We start from the raw sequence: 16,028 nt of genomic DNA, 5'->3' as shown, positions 1-16,028 counted from the left end.
CAGCACCCCGCGCCGGGTACGACTGCCAGCATCGCCGGGCGCGCCGCCGCGTGTATTGGAGAAATGTTCCGCTCTGGTGGTCAGCGCCGAAGAGCCGCGCCGCAAGCCCCGATCCGATCGGGGTCGGCCCACGCGACGTCGTCGACCGCCAACCACGGCGCGGCCGCGATGGCCGTGGGCGTCACACCGGCGAAGGCCATGACGTCCCGATGGAGGTGGGACTGGTCGACATAGCCGCTGTCCGCCGCCACCAGCGCGGCGCTGTGCCCCGCGGCGAGGCGGTGCGCCGCGTGATCGAAACGAACCAGCTGAGCGGCGCGCTTGGGCGTGAGACCGACCTGGGCGCGGAACCGCGACCACAACCGCTTACGGCTCCACCCGATCTCGTCCGCCAGCCGTTCGACCCGAACCGAGCCTCGACTCGACACCATTTGCCGCCAGGCGAATTCGATCTGCGGGTCGACCACCCGGCCCAGCCCGTGTCGCCGTCGGAGCGCGGCCTCCGCGATCGCGAACCGCTCGTCCCACGACCCGGCGGCGTGCAGTTGTTCCAGGATTCGTCCTGCGTCGGGGCCCCAGAGCTCGTCGAGGCCGACCACCGTCCCGCTCAGCTCCGAAGCCGCGCCGAGCACCGCGTGCGCGACCGAGGGAGACAGCCGAATCTGCAGGCAGTCGATATCGCGCCCGCCCACTCGAACGCTGTCGGGCGCGAGGCCGGTGACGATACCGCCGCGAAACCGCCGGCCACTGGACTCGTCTACGAGCAGGCCGTCGCCGAAGTCGATGGCCACGGTGAGCGACGGGTAAGGGACCACCTGCATGTCTACGGGGCTCTTCGTCCGGCCGCGGAATCCGGCCATACTCACCCCGGCGATCCGGCCCGGCCGTGCCGGGACCGTGATGTCCCACAACTCCGCGGCGTGGGGAACCGGATCGACAGCGCGCATGCCGCCATGTTACGAGGGCGGCGGGACGAGTCCGAGGTAGTGGGCCTTGCGCAGGGCCGCGACACGATCGTGCACGCCGAGCTTGCGGTAGAGGTTCTCGGTGTGTTTCGTCGCCGTCGCGGGCTTGATGCCCAGCCTGGTGCCGATCACGTGCGCGGTCAGACCTTCGCACAGCAGCGTCAGCACCGCCCGCTCCCTCGGCGTGATCTTGTAGTCGGCCGGATCGGCGAGGGCGGGGCGGGCGAAAGCCGCGGCCTCGTGCGCTTCGACGGTGTCGAGCAGCGAACGGGCGAGCGCGGCGTATTCGAGGTCGCGCTCGCTGAAACCGCGTCCGCTGCGGCTCATGATGACCCCGCGGATCCGTCCGGGTGCGGAGCCGAGCGGCAGCGCGAGCTGGCGGTCGATGCCGATGGCGTCCTTGCCCGCCCGGTAGGCCTCGCCCTTCCACCAGCGGTCGTCGGCGACCTCGTCCATCGTCAGCGGCGTCCGGTCCCGGGTCCGCGCGTAGTGCCGCAGCAAGGGGTGCGAGCGCATGTGCGCGTGGATCAGCGCGTCGAGCGGCGCCTCGTGCAGCCAGTCCGGTGATCCGGTGAGGGCGTGACCGGTGCCCGCCGCCCAGTTCAGGTCGATGAGCACCGCGAGGTCGCACGGGAGGTCGGCGGTCAGCCGCTCCATCAACAGCGGCCAGACCCGGACCGGCTGCTTCTCGGTGATGATCTGCAACGCGAGATCGTGAATCCGTTTGGCGTCTCCCCCGGGCGCGGCCTCCATTCCAGCATTGTGCAGCAACGGTTTCCGGAGCACAGCTCGTGTGAAGCCCGCTATACGAAGTTCTTCGTATACCGGGGCGGGAGTGCCGAGAAGTACCGTTCGAATGCACGTAAGCACCTGGTCGACAAGCACTTTCGAAACGGCGGCCATCGGGTCGGGCACATCGCCCATGGTGATCGGGACAGGACTGGGGGAACGAATGCGGACATTTGTCATCAATCTCGATCGCGATATCGACCGCCTGCGGGTGATCTCCGAGAATCTGGCACGCCACAGGTTGGACTACGAGCGGTGGCCGGCCACCGACGGACGCACCCTGAATCTCGATGATCCCGAATACGGCGAAGCCGTCCGGGACTTCGGTCCTTGGGCGGCGTTGGAGGCCGCGTGCGGAATCAGTCATATCCGGCTCTGGCGCCATCTCGTCGACAACGGCATTCCGTGGGCGATCGTGCTCGAGGACGATGCCGAGCTGATCTCGCCCCTGCCCGGCAGCATCGACGAGTGGGCATTGCCCGCGGACTGTGATCTCTTATTCCTCAGTGGCAGAGCCACACCGGGGGAAATCCGCGCGACCGGCGGGGCGTTCTCCTACGCCGAGCTCATCGGCGGGGCGGGCACCGAGGGATATCTCGTCGGACTCGCGGGCGCGGCCAAACTCCTGGAGATCACGACTCCGCTCAAGGATCCGCTCGACTTCCAGATGTACGCGCATGTCGCGTCCGTTCGACGAAACGACACATTTCCCTACCTCTGGACGCTGCCCGCCAATCCGGCCGCGTCACATGTGCGGCTCGACGCGTACCGTCTCGTTCCCGCTGTCGTGCGCCATACCGGGGCGGAATCGAGTATCGGGAACAGTCGTCATCCGCGTGCCAGGTTCTACTGCCGACTCCTTCTCGGTCTGGATTTCGACGACGGGACCTATGGATCGGGCGGCTACCCGAAAGTGGAACCCGCCGCGACCGAGCCGCTCCGAGATTCCGCGGCACGACACCAATCCCGGTGCGTGTCCGATGTTTTCCACGGAGTCGATGTGTCGCACTGTCCGGATCGGCGAGCGTCCGCGGTGACGACGACGCTCGCCGAGCACGGCGTGAACAGCGTGCGATTGAGCATCTGGGTGGACGGCAGGTCGCCGATGAACCTGGCGCGTGCGATCCATCTGGCGCTGGCGGCCCGATCCGCCGGGCTCGCGGTGTGTCTCACGCTGCACTACTCCGACACCTGGGCCGACCCTGGCACGCAGGTCAAGCCCAGATCGTGGGCCGCGCTGCCGATTCGCTCGCTGATCGAGGAAGTCCGGCGTTACACCCGGGATGTCCTCATCGAATTCCTGCGGCACGGAATTCGGCCGGCGATGGTCCAGATCGGCAACGAGATCACCAATGGGATGCTCTGGGCCGAACCGGGGCAGGACCCACGCGGCGGCGCGCGGCTACATCCCGCAGCCGACGACGGGCGCGAGTGGAATTCGGCCGATCAGTGGGTGATCCTGTCCGAAATCCTGCGCGCGGCGACAGCCGGTGCGCGGGAAGCCACCGACTCCGCACTCGTCTCCGTTCATCTCGACCGGGGCGCCGATGCCGAAGGCGCGGAGTGGTGGTTGCGGTATGCCGACCATTTCGACCTCGACTACGACGCCGTCTCGCTGTCGTTCTACCCGCTGGCCCACGACGACGCCACGATCGCGCGTCTGAGCAAACTCGAAGCGCTCTGCTCATCGCGACCGGACAAACGACTCTTGATAGGCGAGACCGCATACCCCTTCCGTCCCATCGTCGGCCACGACCGCGTCTACACCGACACCGAGCGGGAGTTCCCGTTCGACACCCGCGGCCAACACGAATACCTTCGTTCCGCCCTGTCCACCGTGCGGGAATTGTCGACCGGATGCGGATTGTTCTGGTGGGGAGCGTGTTTCCTCGACGACAGCGTCGAACCCTCCGTCGACTACTTCCGCGCCCACGCCCTCTTCGACCCCCGCTGGCACCCCCTCCCAGCCCTCGCGGCTTTCGGAGAACAACTCTGACCCGCCGCCCATGGCCGGAATAGACCGGTCACGACTCGGCCGACACGGCGTCTCACCGTGTCGGCCGAGTGTGGGTGTCGCGTCGCCTGACGGGCGCTGTCGGACGAAGTCCGTGCTCCGCCTACGCATCGCCGAGCGAAGGCGGAGGTACGCCTAACCGCGCAGCGCGGAAGCGAAGATGCCGGGCAGGGCGGCCACGCTGGGCTTCTTCGCGAAATCGGTCAACCGGCGCAGCGTGGTGGCGCCGGTGCGGTTCGTCACGAACCACGGGGGCTTCGGCGACAGCGTGAACTCACCGTGCAGCACCGAGCGCGGCGACGGCCGGAACGGTCCGCGGACCACGGTGCGTTCGGGGTCGGCGATCAGCAACGCGTTGTGCACCACGCCGATTCCGCTCTGCACGTCGTGGACGCTGTGCCCGGGGAAGGCGCCCCAGCTCGCCCGGGCCGTGAGATAGCCGAGGCCGGTCCAGGCGTTGATCGCCACGGTGCCGTAGCGCAGTGTCGCGACGGCGGTGTCGAAATCGGCGCCCAAGGACTTCATCGTCCGAGGATGGGCGATGATGTTGGCCCCGAGCGTCCCCTCGAACTCGTCGTTGCACACTCGCACCGCCTCGGCGAGGAATGCCGCCGCGGTCCCTGGGATCTCGAGGACCCCGAGAACCGGTGCGAAGTACTCGGTGTGCAGCGCGGGTTCCGATTTGGTCGGCGCGAGACCCGTGATGAGCGTGCGTTCACCGTGCGCGCCGAGCTTTCGCGCTTCGGGGTATTCGGCTCGTGCCGCGGCCACCCGCTGCGCCGATCCGGGGTAGTAGGCCTTGCGCGCGGGCGCGCGGTTCATGGCGGCTCGCAGCTCGTCCAGGAACTGTTGCTTCTGCGGCCAGTCCGCGCTGACGACCGCCACCTGGGCGGCGACGCAGTTGTAGCCGTTGTTGTGCAGTCGCTGGGTCGCCAGGTGCTCGGCCTGGAACCGCAGATCGGCGCGCGACCATCGACCCGGCACCACGATGGTCGGCGAGATGCCGCCGAGCTCGCTGGTGATGGGCTTGTTCAGCAACGGCTTTCGCGCGGCCTTGCGCCGGGCGCCGTCTTCTCCGGCGCCGAAGACGATCGCGTCGTGGGTCAGCGCGCTGCCGGTCATGTGCACCGACTCGACGTCGGGGTGGTGCACCAGTGCGGTGCCGATGTCGGCGCCGCCGGTGACGATCCGCACGAAACCGCGGGCGATGGCCGGAGCGAAGATCTTCTCGAAGACCGGAAGCAAGGGGTCGGTGATCGGGTTCAGCTTGAGCACCACGACCCTGTTGTCCGCGTAGAGCTGGTACAGCACGTCCAGCGGCGCGATGGAGAAGATGTTGCCCGCGCCGAGGACCACCGCGATGCCGCCGGTCCGTTCTGGTGTGCGCTGCCCCAGTCCGGCGCGCGCCCGCACCGTGGCGGCGTCCACACCGGGCTTCGACCACACCTGAGCGCTGAAACCGTTGAGCAGCAACCGGTCGAAGCCGCTCGCCGGGAAGACGTCGACCGCGGTGCGGTTGCCGGGCGCCTCGTGGATCCGGTATCCGTCGACCGGACTCGCGCCGTCTTCGAGAGCGGCCAGCGATTCCGCGAGAGCGGCCGCGCCGGTCAGCAGCGAGTACGGGCCGCTGACCCATTCCTCGCCGAGCAGCGGGGAGTCCGCGACCAGACCCTTGATCCCGGCGGCGGTCTCCACCCATTCCCGCGCGAATTCCGCTGTGGCGGCGTGGATCTCCTCCAGCAGCTGCCGTCGGCCGCGCAAGGGTGTCCTGCTCCATTCGATCTCGCCGAGTCGCAGGGCCGCGATCGCCGAGTCGATCTCCTGTGCCGTCGTCATCGTCATCGTGCGGATCCTTCCGATTCGAGCTCCTCGGCGATCATCGCGGCGGCCTTCTCGCCGATCATGATCGTCGGAGCGTTGGTGTTGCCCCGCACGACGCTCGGCATCACCGAGGCGTCGGCGACCCGCAGGCCGCGCAGGCCGAACACGCGCAGCCGGGGATCGACCACCGCGCCGATCGCGCAGGTCGAGGTGGGGTGGTAGAGCGTCTGTGCGGTGCGGCCCGCCTCGATCAACGCGACCTGGACGGCCGGGTCCTCGGACAGCCGCGCTGCCAGCACGGATCCGGCGGACCCCGCGCCGACGACGACGTAGTCGTACACGATCGGCACCTCTCTCGATTCACCATCGACCCGGCCCGCGTATGGCCCAGGTCACTTTCCAGGTCGATCCTGCAATCAGTCCGAGGTGGCGCGCCATGGGCCGCAGCCAACGATTCCGCGCCCTGCGATGTGCTGCAGCACATCCACGGCGCTCACGGCGCTACGTATCATCGGTGCATGACGACGGTGATCGGATCGGTGCCCGAGGGGGCCGAGCTACTCGCCCGCGATCTGCTCGACCAGCTCGATCAACTCACCGACGACCTGGTCGACCGAATCCGCGTCGGCGACGAGATCTATGCGAAATCGACATCGCTGACCGATCAGCAGCTGCACAGCACGGTCCACGACAATCTCGCCGCGCTCCTCGGTCAGCTGTCGGGCACCGCGGCGCGGCGCCTGCATCCGGCGATAGTCGCGGGCCGGTTGAAAGCCGAGCTCGGGATACCGCTCGCGGCGCTGCTGCACGCGTACCGGCTCGCCGGTCGGCTGATCTGGGAGCGATCGTTGCGCGGCGCCGCGCCGAGCACCCAGGACTGTCTGCCCGCGCTGGGTTCGGAGATCTGGCGGCTCGTCGACGACTACTCCAGCGCGGCCGCCGACTCCTACGAGCACTACCTCGCCGACCGTGTGCACCGCGACAACCAACGACGCAGGACCATGCTGCGCACCCTGCTCACGGGCACGGCCGACAACGCGACGCTGTGGGGGATCTGCCGTGCCCTGCATCTGCCGCAGACCGGGTCCTTCGTCGTGGTGCACGCGGAAAGCGATCCCGCCGCTGAGGTGCTGCCCGCCATCGAGGACCGGCTGCGCGCCGGATTCGTCGACTCCTTCTGGAGCACCGAGCCCGACAAGCGGATCGGCCTGCTGAGCCTCGTCACGCCGCGCGGCCTGGATCCGGCACTCGATCTGCTGACGCTCGGCGCGACGTCTCGCATCGGGGTCAGCCGGCTGTTCACCCGTCCCATCGACGCCGCCGCGGCGCTGCGTGAAGCCAAAATCGCTTGTCGCTGTACGACTCCGGGCGTGCCCGCCGTGACGAGCTATGGCGCCGAGCCGATTCCGTTGCTGCTGGCACACGCACCGCATCCGAGCGGCGAGCTGGCCACCGAGATCCTCGGCCCGATCCTCGAGCTGCCCGCCACCGACCGTAACGAACTGCTGGACACACTCGACTTGTGGTTCGAGTGCGCGGGCTCGAATCTCGAGGTCGCCCGCCGACTCCACTTCCATCGCAACACGATCCACAACCGGCTGCGCCGCATCGAGAACCTCACCAACCGCCGGTGCGCCGACCCCAAGGCGGCCGCCGAGCTGTACATCGCCCCGCGCGCGGCCCGCCTCATGGACGCCGATCACACCGCGAACCCCTGAACCTGCGCGCGGCAGACTCTCGTGACGACGTCGACCCACACCTGATCTCGCGGCGCCAGCGCGTCGTCCTCCAGGTAATGAACGCACCCCGGCCCACCTGAGAGCACCACGACATCCGGCCCACGTCCGGTGACACCGACACGCAGCAAGGACCCGTCATCGGCGGGCACCCTCATCGATCGCATTCCACCCCCTGGCGAAAGCACCGGTCTCGCCGCCTCGACCTTATCGCCGCGAATCGACCAACGCACGAGTACGGTGACGTCCGCCAGGGCAGTCGTCACCGATTCGATCGTGCGCGGAAAGGGAGATACCGATGAACAACAAGCGCTACCGGCAGCTGCACCGCTGGACGTCCATCGTCTTCACGACGACCGTCGTCCTCTGTTTCGTCGCCGCCGCACTCGGGCTGACCGAGTCCGCGGTCTGGCTGTTCTACCTGCCGTTGCCCCCGCTCTTCCTGCTCATGGGCACCGGTCTGTACATGTTCGCGCTGCCGTACCGCGCGAAGCGGCGCCCGAACCTCGCCCAGTAGCGCCGATCGACCCGGTATCGCCGCCCGAGCCGACGATCACTTCGTGTTCGGGGAAGCGCCCCACGGCACGGACGGTCGCCGTGATCACGCCCGCGGTCGATCGGTGGTCGCGGCGTCCATACGGCGCCGAACCGCCAGCAGGTCGGGGCGTTTGGCGGTGCGGCCGTCGCCGGAGGACCGTCCAGTCAGCCGTCGCCCGAGCCAGGGACCGAGAAAGGATGCGGCCCAACGTATTTCGCTCGCGGCGGTGGCAAGCGCGGCGCGGGCGGGCAGCGGCGGCAGGGCTTCGGTCCAGCGGTCGTCGGCGCCGGGCAGGCGCAGAGCGTAGGCCAGTGCGTCGGCGATGCGCTGATGCCCGATCGGGCCCGCGTGCAGCCGATCCGGGCTCCAGAGGCGGGGATCGGTGACGACGGCGTAGGGGGTCGTGTCGGCGACGATGACGCCGTGCCGTTCCGCGGCGGCACGAAGGCGCTGATTGAGCGCGGTGACCCGCCCGCTGATCGGACGCGCGAGCGGGGTGATGCGGGCGACGTCGGGGAAGGTCAGCGTGGCGACGACCGCGCCACTGCCGGTCAGCGCCGCGAACATCGCGTCCAGGTGACCGGCGACCTCGTCGGCGTCGAATCCGGGGCGGAGCAGGTCGTTGAACCCGGCGACCACGGTGGCCAGGTCGGGCCGCAGCGCCAGTGCGGCGTCGAGCTGTTCGGCGCGCACCTGGCCTGCCAGTTTGCCGCGCACGGCGAGGTTGGCGTAGCGCAGTTCCGGTTCGATCGCGGCGAGCCGGTCGGCGAGACGGTCGGCCAGACCGCGCAGTCCGGTCCGGTCGTCGCCGTCGCCGACGCCTTCGGTCTGGCTGTCGCCGAGCGCGACATAGCGCGAATAGGCGGTCATGCGGCACGCTTCCCGCGCCGCTGTTCGTCCTCGCACCGGTGCGACAGCTCGGCCATCTTGCTCGCGCTCACAGGTCGAGCTCCACATCGCTGATCGGATAGGCGACGCAGGAGTGGGTGTAGTCGAACTGCGCGTCGGAGAGGCGGAGCTTGGCCTCCTCCGCGGTGTGTACCCGACCTTTCACGACGCGCACTCGGCACAAACTGCATTCGCCCGAGCGGCACGCCGCCTCCGGACGAAGATCGTTGTCCTCCAGAGCGTCCAGCAACGGACGATTGCGGGGAGTACGGAAGGACACAGTCCCGACGGTGACGGTGACCTCGCCTGCCGGATCGGCCTCCGCAGGCCAATGCGGTTGCGCGGTGGGATCGTTCGGAGCACCGTTGGCCTCGAAGCGGATGCGCTTGCGCGGCTGGCCGAGCGCGGTCAGCTGGGTGAGGGCGTAGGGGTAGAGGGCTTGCGGGCCGCAGACATAGACCATCCGGTTGTCGAGTGTGCCCGCGAGGGAGCCGATGGTGTCGGCGGTGAGAAACCCGGTGGCGCCGGTCCATTCGGCGTCGGGCTCGGCGATGACGTGGTCGACGTCGATGCCGGGATGCCCGGCGGCAAGCGCGTCCAGTTCGTCGCGGAAGATCACGTCGGCGGCATCGCGAGAGCCGTAGATCAGGTGGAAGGTGCGGTCGAGGCCGAGCTCGCCGATCTCGCGGATCATGCTCATGGCGGGCGCGACACCGGAACCGCCCGCGAGAAACACGACGTCGTCGCCGTGGAAGAGCGGGTTGTGATGGAAAGTGCCCATCGGCCCGGTGGTGGTGAGGACTCGACCGACTTCGACGGTGTCGATGAGCAGGTTGCTGACGCGGCCGCCGGGCACCCGGCGGACCGTGAGGTCGTAGTGATCCAGCCGGGTGGGGCTGGAGGAGATGGCGTACGGGCGGCTGGTGCCGTCGAAGAAGACGTTGACGTACTGCCCGGCCAGGAACGGCGGCAGCGGGACTCGGTCGAGACTCGTCAGCCGGAAAGTCTTGGTAGTCGGGGTTTCATCGATGATCGCGGTGACCGCCAGCCGCAGCCGCTTGGGGTGATAGGCGTCGACGGTGGCCCGGGTTTCGGCGAGGTGATCGCGGGTGTCGGAGATGCGGGAGTCGATCTCGGCGAGGATCTCGCTCGCGCCGTCGAATCGTTCGGCCAAGGGGTGTTTCACGAGAATGCTCCGTTCAGGCGGCTTTGGTGCGCAGCAGGCGGCGGGCGACGCGGGCGCCCGCCTCGAGTGTGGGTTGGAATCCGCCGATACCGGCCCAGGAACCGGCCAGATGCAGTCCGGGAACGTGGGTTCGGCGTTCGCTGTCGCGGAAAAGCCAGCCTTCGGTGGCGTCCTGGTCGTAGCCGTAGATCGCGCCGCCCGGGTGGCCGAGGTAGCGCATCATCGTCAACGGCGTCGCGACGTCGACCTCCTCGATGGCGTCGCGGATGCCGGGGGTGATGGTCTCGCACAGGTCGAGCAGAGTCTCGGCGTAGGCGAACTTGGTGCGCGCGTACTCCGAGGGGGCGACGTTCCTCCAGATGTCCGCGTATTGCAGCGTCATCAAGCTGACGTGGGTGGCGCCGGACGGCGCGAAGCCGATCGGTGCTACATCGTAAGAGCTGACGCAGATTCCACGCGCGGGTTCGAACGAGCGCCAGGCGTCGTAGGTGCGATCGTCGTCGGCGTCCATGTTGACGAAGGTGGTGCTCGTGGTGAAGCCCAGCTCCGCGGGAGTGGCGTCCAGGCCCATGTGCAGCACGAACCCGGAGACGCCGATTCGCCTGGTCGCCAAGTCTTCTCGGACCGCCGCGGGCATATCGATGCCCTCGAGCATTCCGTACGTGGTGGGCAGCGAGGCATTCGACACCACGTCGGGCGCGGTCACTTCGGTACCGTCGTCGAGCCGCACGCCGAGCACCCGGCCGCCCGCGGTGAGCACGGCCGCCACGCCGGTGTTGAACCGCACTTCACCGCCCGCGGCGAGGAAGGCGTCCAGGATGGCGGTGGACATGGCCTGCGAACCGCCGCGCACGTGCCACGGCTTGAACTCGAAGTAGGCGAACAGCGTCAACGCCAGGTCCTGGAAGCGCAGTTTCGACGGCGGCTGGCCGAGGTAGGTCCAATACATTCCGAGCGCGACCTTGATGCGGTCGTCGTCGAAGTATTCGTCCAGCACGTCCTTCAGCGGACGCAGCCCGTACCGGAACAGCACCGGATCGATCTGCTCGACCGGCATGCCGCGCATGGCGGCTATCTGCCAGAAGCTCACCTGCTTCAGCAGTTCGAAGAACTTCGCCGCCCGATCGCGGTTGCCGGGGAACTCCGCCTCGATGGCGTCGATCGCGGCATCCCAGTCGGCGGGCAGGGTCAGATCCAGCTGCCCGGGAATCACCGCTCGGTAGAGGTCGTGCTCCTGGACGAACTCCAGCTTGTCGGCGATGCCGAGCTGCTGGAACAATCCCTCGCGCAAGGAGATCGGCTGTCCCTCGACGCCGACACCGGACAGCTGGTGCAGCGCCACCTCGAACTCGAACCGGCCGCGGCGGAACGAGGTGCCACATCCGCCGGGGATGTTGTGGCGTTCCACCAGCAGGGTCCGCGCGCCCGCGCGTTGCAGCGTCGCCGCGGCGGTCAGACCGGCGTTGCCCGCACCGACGACGATGGCGTCGTAGTCGGTCATGCGCCGGTCGCCTCTCGCTGGAGTTGCGCGGTGGCTTCGGCCTCGATGCGTTCGAACTGCTCCCCCATGCGCGCCGCCAAGGCCTGCGCGGCGGAGAGCGGGCGCACCATGACCATGAAGTCGTCGATCTTCCCGTCCTCGTCGAAGTGCAGGAAGTCGCAGCCGGTCAGCTGCTTGCCGTCGACCGTGGCCTCGAACACGAAGGCGTGGTCGTGACCGTCGGCGTCGGCGATCTCGCGGACGTAGCGGAAGTCCTCGAAGACTCGGATCACCGCGCGCAGGATGGCCGCGGTGATCGCCTTGCCCGGATACGGCTTGAACGCCACCGGACTGGTGAACACGACGTCGTCGGCCAGCAGTGCCTCGATGGCGGCCTCGTCGCGGGCCTCCACGGCTGCCCGGAAGGGATGCATGTCCCCACCTTTCATATGCAACTAGTTGAGTACTACGTCCATGGACGATAATGATCCTGCGGATAGTTGTCCAGAGATGATTAGTAAATTATTTGTCTAGTCATTCCTGCTGGTATCTTGGGCTGATGGCGCTACGTAACGCGGTACTCGCGGCCCTGCTGGAAGGCGAGGCCTCCGGCTACGACCTGGCCAAGGGCTTCGACGCCTCGGTGGCCAACTTCTGGATGGCGACCCCGCAGCAGCTGTACAAGGAACTCGAGCGCATGGCGGCCGACGGCCTGATCGAGACCCGGGTGGTGCAGCAGGAACGCCGTCCCAACAAGCGCCTGCACGCCCTCACCCCCGCCGGACGAGCGGTCCTGCGCGAATTCATCGAAGCGCCCCCCAAACCCACCGCCATTCGCGACGAGATGATGGTGAAGGTGCAGGGCATGGACGTCGAGGACGCGCCTGCCGTGCGCGCCGCGGTCCTGGACAAACTGGAGTGGTCGAAAGCCAAGCTGGCCCGCTACGAGCGGCTGCGCACCCGCCTGCTGGCCGGCCGCAGCGAGCAGGCGTACCTCGAGGAGGCCGAGCGGGTCGGCCCCTATCTCACGCTGCTGCGCGGAATCTCCTTCGAACAGGAGAACATTCGCTGGAGCGAGTTCGCGCTCTCCGTGATCGACAAGAGGATCGCCGCGCACGCGTGAGCGCGGCCAGCGCACTGGAGTGCCTGATCCGTCCGCCGTTCGGCCGTGTTAGCCCTCGTCGGCGCAGGTCTTCTTGCTTACGTTGGGCGGGTGAGTACAGCGCGCAGAGTGGTCGTCCTCGTCCTCCCCCAGGTGAATTTGCTCGATCTCGCCGGTCCGGTGCAGGTCTTCGACGCCGCGACGGTGCTGGGCGGCGCCTACCGGATCGAGCACGTCGGCGCCGACTCGAGCGTGCGATCCGCCCAGGGATTGGTCCTGTCGGACCTCGCGCCGCTACCGACGACCTCGGCGGGCGATCTCGTTCTCGTTCCGGGGCCTCGCCTTCGAGGCGACCGCCCGCCGGTGTCGCGCAAGGTGACCGACTGGTTGCGGGCACAGGCCGAGCGCGGCGCGCGGTTCGCCTCGGTGTGCAGCGGCGCGGCCGCGCTGGGCGACGCCGGGCTGCTGAACGGGCGGCGGTGCACCACCCACTGGGAGCTGCTCGACGCGATGCGGGCGCGCTATCCCGCTGCGCGCGTGGCGGATTCGGTGCTCTACGTGCACGACGGGCCGGTGAGCACCAGCGCGGGAATCGCTTCCGGGATAGATCTGGCGCTGTCCCTTGTCGAACGTGATCACGGCGCCGCGCTGGCCGCCGCCGTGGCACGCCAACTGGTGGTCTATCTGCGGCGCGACGGTCGCCATGCCCAGCTCAGTCCGTTTCTGCGGGATCGGGCCCACCTGAACGAGGCGGTGCACCGGGTACAGGACCATCTGGCCCAGAACCTCGACTCCAGTCACACCCTCGCCGAACTCGCTGCCATCGCCCATCTTTCGCCACGCGGGCTCAGCCGTGCGTTCAAGTCCACGATCGGGATCACGCCGTTGGAATATCGCCAGCGGCTGCGTCTGGAGTTGGCCGCGAATCTGCTCGAACAGACGGATCTGACGGTGCAAGCCGTCGCCGCGCGGTGCGGGTTCGGCGATGCGCGACACCTGCGCCGGTTGTACGCGACCCGATTCGGTACCACTCCGGCGGCGCGGCGATGAGGAAGGGGCTGACAGCAGTGCTCGGAATCGTCCTCGCCGCAGCGACTTTCGCAGGCGTATGCGCGATCGGTGTCCATGTATCGATGTCTCGCAACTACACGATCGCTCCCGGGCAAGTTCCGGCGCCGCGTCCGCTCCCCGAGGGCCGCATCACTGTCGCGGTCGTACTGGGGCACCGCGGTTCCGTCGCGGCCGACGCGCTGGCGCCGTTCGAGGTGTTCGCGCGGTCGGCGGGGTTCACCGTGTTCACCGTGGCGGCGCATCGCACACCGGTCGCGCTGTCCGGCGGGCTGACGATCGTCCCCGACCGGACGTTCGACGACGCACCGCCCGCCGATGTCGTCGTCGTGCCCGCCGTCGCTGATCCCGAGGAATCCGCGGCGCGCCAATACATTTCGAATCGGTCCGGTCAAGGCGCGCTGGTGTTGAGCGTCTGCGCGGGCGCAAAGCTCGCCGCCGCGAGCGGGGTGCTGCGCGATCGCACCGCGACCTCGTTCTGGGATTCGATCGACGGCCTCGCCGACGCGTACCCCGACACCCGGTGGGTGGCGGGGAAACGCTATGTCGAGGACGCGAACGTCATCAGCACCGCGGGTGTCACCTCCGGCGTCGTCGGCGCGCTGAAGGTCGTCGAACGCCTCGCGGGCCGCCCGGAGGCCGCTCGGATCGGCGCGGAGGTGGCCTTTCCCGGCTGGACGCCGGAGGGGACGACCGACATTCCGGCGCACGGCAGGCGACTGTCCGATCTGCCCTACGTCCTCGGTGTGGCGTTCCCGTACTTCCAACCGCGGATCGGAGTCCGACTCGGTGACGGCGTCGGCGAACTGGACTTGGCGGCGGTGCTGGAGGTCTACGCGGGCAGCTCCTTCGCCGCGCACCTCGTCCCGGTGGGCGATACACCGCACGTCACCTCGCGCCACGGTCTCACCCTTCTCGCGCACACGGCCGCGCAGGTCGATCGGGAGATCCGCCCCGGAGCGGATCGCCGTCCGGGTGACTTCGCCTTCGACCCGGCGCTCCGGGACCTCGCGGCGCACACCGATCGCGCCACCGCCAGGGTCGCCGCGAAGTTCACCGAGTATCCGGACGCTCACCTACAGCTCGACGGCGCCGTATGGCCCTGGCGTCCAACTGTCCTGGCGGCTCTGACGCTGGTGGTGTCGATCGCCGTCGGCTGCACGCCCGCGGTCCTGCGCGCCGTGACGACACGTGCGAAGGGCGACACTCCCTACCCCTAGGACGTCCGCCGTCACCGGCTTCCCGAAGAGACGGAGCCGTTCCGGCAGCCTCGGGTGGTTCGCAAATTCCGTTGAACCCGCGGGCGTGGTGGGGTACGAAGAGCGGGTGAGCCCATCAGCCGTCGCCGAGCGAACCGTGGAACTGCGAAGGATCACCGCGGAGACCGTGTACGAAGTGTGTAAGCTCAGCGAGACGCTGTCGCCGGAGCAGCGGAAGATGGTGGCCGACAACGGCATATCGATCGCCGAGGCGCACTTCGCGGATGCCGCTTGGTTTCGCGGTATCTACTCCGGCGACGAGCCGGTCGGCTTCCTCATGCTCGACCTCGGTATGGACTTCGACGAACCCGGCGTGTCCCTGTGGCGCTTCATGATCGCGGGCCCGCACCAGGGCAAGGGATACGGCCGCCGGGCGATCGAGAGCCTGGTGGCGCACCTGAAAGCGCGTGGCACCAACACGCTCTACACGAGCTACGGCCTCGGCCCCGGCAGCCCGGAGGGCTTCTACCGGGCGCTCGGCTTCGAACCCACCGGTGAGTTGGTCGACGACGAAACCGAGGCCGTCCTGCGCTGGTGAGCGCGTTTCCCTCGCGGATCTGGATCACCGCTCCCCCGACCCCGGATTCCCGTACTCGAATATCGACGGCGCTTGTCGGTGCCGGACGGTAACTTCCCTCCTGACTTTTCGTGGGAGACAGTCGATCGGAAAGATGATGTTCAGCGTCGCGTTCCTGCAGTACGCCGGATCCGGTGCGATGCGGCACGAGGAGAAGCTGCTCGCGGAAGGGTTGGGTCGGCGCGGGATCCCGGTCCGGTACTACAGCGTCAAACATATCCATCGCAGACAGTTGCCGTTGGGACCGGAGACGTTCATCGCGGGCGATATGGACGCGATGCACGGCGCCATGCGGCAGCTGCGCATCCCGGTCCCGCGACCCGACGACTACCCGGAGAGCCTGCGGGAGTTTCTCCGGCGCAGGGTGTGGACGTCGACACTGGGCGAGATCGAGCGCGCGGTAGAGAACGGGTCCGCCCCAGCGGTATTCGTGAAGCCGTCGGAGCGGCGAAAGAGCTTTTATGGCGCCTATGACATTGCCGCGGACCACTACACGGAGCTGGTGCTACGGCGGTGGCGCGAGTTGGTCGAAGCCGCGCAGTGGGGACCTACCACCTGAACGGGGGCGACCCGCCGGTGACGGGACCGACCCTCCGCGACGACCC

At 68.4% G+C, this 16,028-nt stretch carries 15 protein-coding genes and 1 pseudogene; 8 read left to right on the top strand and 8 right to left on the bottom strand.

Features of this window, described 5'->3' with window-relative positions:
- Positions 1 to 80: 80 nt before the first annotated feature.
- Both AB0H49_RS25975 and AB0H49_RS25970 read right to left on the bottom strand, forming a co-directional pair.
- On the bottom strand, positions 81 to 947 hold the full coding sequence (locus tag AB0H49_RS25975; RefSeq protein WP_357255025.1) for a helix-turn-helix domain-containing protein: 867 nt from the start codon (positions 945 to 947) through the stop codon (positions 81 to 83).
- Between the two features lie 9 nt (positions 948 to 956).
- Positions 957 to 1,718, bottom strand: a complete 762-nt coding sequence (locus AB0H49_RS25970) for a helix-turn-helix transcriptional regulator (protein WP_357255023.1) — start codon at positions 1,716 to 1,718, stop codon at positions 957 to 959.
- A 7-nt stretch (positions 1,719 to 1,725) separates the two neighbouring features.
- Here AB0H49_RS25970 and AB0H49_RS25965 point away from each other — a divergent pair, with 7 nt between their 5' ends.
- Entirely contained in the window at positions 1,726 to 3,750 is a 2,025-nt protein-coding gene (locus tag AB0H49_RS25965; RefSeq protein WP_357255021.1) for a glycosyl hydrolase 53 family protein, read from the top strand.
- Between the two features lie 153 nt (positions 3,751 to 3,903).
- Here the strand turns inward: AB0H49_RS25965 and AB0H49_RS25960 are convergent, their stop codons facing one another.
- Together AB0H49_RS25960 and AB0H49_RS25955 are read right to left on the bottom strand one after the other, a co-directional pair.
- Complete coding sequence (locus tag AB0H49_RS25960) at positions 3,904 to 5,610, bottom strand: aldehyde dehydrogenase family protein (protein WP_357255019.1); 1,707 nt, start codon at positions 5,608 to 5,610, stop codon at positions 3,904 to 3,906.
- Positions 5,607 to 5,822: pseudogene (locus tag AB0H49_RS25955) on the bottom strand (GMC oxidoreductase); the annotation flags it as partial. The gene AB0H49_RS25960 and the pseudogene AB0H49_RS25955, both read right to left, overlap by 4 nt.
- A gap of 285 nt (positions 5,823 to 6,107) precedes the next feature.
- Here AB0H49_RS25955 and AB0H49_RS25950 point away from each other — a divergent pair.
- Complete coding sequence (locus AB0H49_RS25950) at positions 6,108 to 7,307, top strand: helix-turn-helix domain-containing protein (RefSeq protein ID WP_357255017.1); 1,200 nt, start codon at positions 6,108 to 6,110, stop codon at positions 7,305 to 7,307.
- A 316-nt stretch (positions 7,308 to 7,623) separates the two neighbouring features.
- Positions 7,624 to 7,842, top strand: a complete 219-nt coding sequence (locus AB0H49_RS25945) for a hypothetical protein (protein WP_357255015.1) — start codon at positions 7,624 to 7,626, stop codon at positions 7,840 to 7,842.
- Positions 7,843 to 7,926: 84 nt separating this feature from the next.
- On the opposite strand, the gene AB0H49_RS25940 is transcribed toward AB0H49_RS25945, so the two are convergent.
- From AB0H49_RS25940 to AB0H49_RS25925, 4 genes are all read right to left on the bottom strand, one after another.
- Positions 7,927 to 8,733, bottom strand: a complete 807-nt coding sequence (locus tag AB0H49_RS25940; protein WP_357255013.1) for an SGNH/GDSL hydrolase family protein — start codon at positions 8,731 to 8,733, stop codon at positions 7,927 to 7,929.
- A 67-nt stretch (positions 8,734 to 8,800) separates the two neighbouring features.
- Positions 8,801 to 9,937, bottom strand: coding sequence for an FAD-binding oxidoreductase (locus AB0H49_RS25935; protein ID WP_357255011.1), 1,137 nt, complete (start codon positions 9,935 to 9,937; stop codon positions 8,801 to 8,803).
- Positions 9,938 to 9,950: 13 nt separating this feature from the next.
- Entirely contained in the window at positions 9,951 to 11,438 is a 1,488-nt protein-coding gene (locus tag AB0H49_RS25930; RefSeq protein ID WP_355002636.1) for an NAD(P)/FAD-dependent oxidoreductase, read from the bottom strand.
- Complete coding sequence (locus AB0H49_RS25925) at positions 11,435 to 11,851, bottom strand: nuclear transport factor 2 family protein (protein ID WP_357255008.1); 417 nt, start codon at positions 11,849 to 11,851, stop codon at positions 11,435 to 11,437. Before AB0H49_RS25925 ends, AB0H49_RS25930 begins: the two co-directional genes overlap by 4 nt.
- Before the next feature lie 125 nt (positions 11,852 to 11,976).
- On the opposite strand from AB0H49_RS25925, the gene AB0H49_RS25920 reads away from it, so the two are divergent.
- From AB0H49_RS25920 to AB0H49_RS25900, 5 genes are all read left to right on the top strand, one after another.
- Positions 11,977 to 12,540, top strand: a complete 564-nt coding sequence (locus AB0H49_RS25920; RefSeq protein ID WP_357255006.1) for a PadR family transcriptional regulator — start codon at positions 11,977 to 11,979, stop codon at positions 12,538 to 12,540.
- Positions 12,541 to 12,630: 90 nt separating this feature from the next.
- A complete protein-coding gene (locus AB0H49_RS25915; RefSeq protein WP_357255004.1) occupies positions 12,631 to 13,569 on the top strand; it encodes a helix-turn-helix domain-containing protein in 939 nt (312 codons plus the stop codon).
- An 83-nt stretch (positions 13,570 to 13,652) separates the two neighbouring features.
- Positions 13,653 to 14,807 (top strand): DJ-1/PfpI family protein, encoded by a 1,155-nt coding sequence (locus AB0H49_RS25910; RefSeq protein WP_357255002.1) that lies wholly within the window; start codon positions 13,653 to 13,655, stop codon positions 14,805 to 14,807.
- Between the two features lie 106 nt (positions 14,808 to 14,913).
- Positions 14,914 to 15,384: a GNAT family N-acetyltransferase gene (locus AB0H49_RS25905; RefSeq protein WP_357254998.1), complete on the top strand. Its 471-nt coding sequence runs from the start codon at positions 14,914 to 14,916 to the stop codon at positions 15,382 to 15,384.
- Between the two features lie 133 nt (positions 15,385 to 15,517).
- Positions 15,518 to 15,982 carry a hypothetical protein gene (locus AB0H49_RS25900; RefSeq protein WP_357254996.1) on the top strand — a complete coding sequence of 155 codons (465 nt, stop codon included), beginning with the start codon at positions 15,518 to 15,520 and terminating at the stop codon, positions 15,980 to 15,982.
- The last annotated feature ends 46 nt before the right edge of the window (positions 15,983 to 16,028 follow it).

This window comes from Nocardia sp. NPDC050713, from assembly GCF_040654315.1.
GTDB lineage: Bacteria > Actinomycetota > Actinomycetes > Mycobacteriales > Mycobacteriaceae > Nocardia.
This window is presented reverse-complemented; position numbering and strand designations above follow the sequence as displayed.